Origin of the sequence: Pseudomonas sp. BF-R-19 (assembly GCF_019956445.1) — a bacterium.
GTDB lineage: Bacteria > Pseudomonadota > Gammaproteobacteria > Pseudomonadales > Pseudomonadaceae > Aquipseudomonas > Aquipseudomonas fluorescens_BH.
The window spans coordinates 1-1,379 of the sequence record NZ_JAHBDN010000021.1 but is presented as its reverse complement, the minus strand read 5'-3'; the positions used below and the strand labels follow the sequence as shown (position 1 = coordinate 1,379).

The 1,379-nt window shown below is 62.4% G+C and carries 1 protein-coding gene; it reads right to left on the bottom strand.

Features of this window, described 5'->3' with window-relative positions; all coding sequences use genetic code 11:
- On the bottom strand, nucleotides 1-1,379 hold a 1,379-nt coding region (locus KGB28_RS01115; RefSeq protein ID WP_411740563.1), incomplete at both ends, for an efflux RND transporter permease subunit.

Below are 1,379 nucleotides of genomic sequence, written 5' to 3'. Positions count from 1 at the left end.
CAGCCTTCCGGCGCGGTCTTGATCATCACCGCGAACAGGTCGCTGGACAGCGCGTAATGCTGGGTGATGTAGGCGTTGTCGCGGTTGTAGCGCGAGTCGGCGCGCAACTCCGGCGCCCCGCTGTCCAGGTCGCCGATCTTCAGGTTCAGGCTAACCATGAAACCGCCGATACCCATCAACACCGCGACCAGAACAGCGCCGGTGGCCCACTTGGCGGTGGTGAAGCGATCGAGCGCGTCCCACAGTTTGCCGAAGCCTTTGTGCTTCTCGGCGCGGTTGTCGATGTTCAGCGCGCGCTCGGCGGCTTTCGCGCCGACACCGACATAGGACAGGGCCACCGGCATCAACAACAGCGAAGTAAAAATCAGCACCGCGACACCGATGCTGGCAGTGATCGCCAGGTCCTGGATCACCGGGATGTCGATCAGCATCAACACGGCGAAGCCCACGGCATCGGCCAGCAGCGCGGTGACACCGGCGATGAACAGACGGCGGAAGGTGTAGCGCGCAGCGATCAGTTTGTGGGTGCCACGGGCGATGTCCTGCATGATGCCGTTCATCTTCTGCGCGGCGTGGGACACGCCGATGGCGAAGATCAGAAACGGCACCAGCACCGAGTACGGATCGATGGCGTAGCCGAGCCAGGCGACGATGCCCAGTTGCCAGACCACCGCGATCAGCGAGCAGCCGACCACCAGCAGGGTGCTGCGCACGCAACGGGTGTAGGCGTAGATGATGATCAGCGAGGTGACCACGGCCAGGCCGAAGAACATCATCACCTGGATCAGGCCGTCGATCAGGTCGCCCATGAGTTTGGCGAAGCCGATCACCCGCACCTTGTACTGGCCGCTGCCTTCGACCCCGGATTGACGCGCCGCACTGTCGCCGGCGTATTCGATCTTGTCGCGCAACTGCTCTTCGAGCATCTGCGAAAAAGCGTGGTAGTTGATGCGCTGGCCACCGGCGGCGGCTTTGTCCATCAGCGGCACGATCAGCATGGTCGACTTGAAATCGCTGGCCACCAGGCTGCCCACCAGACCGGCGCGGGAGATGTTCTGGCGCAACTGTTCAATGTCGGAAGGCGAGCCCTGATAACTGTCGGGCATCACCGGGCCACCCTGGAAACCGTCCTCGGTGACTTCGGTCCAGCGCACCGCCGGGCTCCACAGCGACTTCATCCACGCGCGGTCGACGCCTTCGGTGAGGAACAACTGGTCGTTGACCTGCTTGAGCACGTCGAGGTATTGCGGATCGAAAATATCACCCTGGGTGTTCTCCACCACCACCCGCACCGAGTTGCCCAGACCGCGCAGCGAAGCGCGGTTTTCCAGGAAGTTCTGGATGTACGGCTGGCTCTGCGGAATCATTTTTTCGAAGCT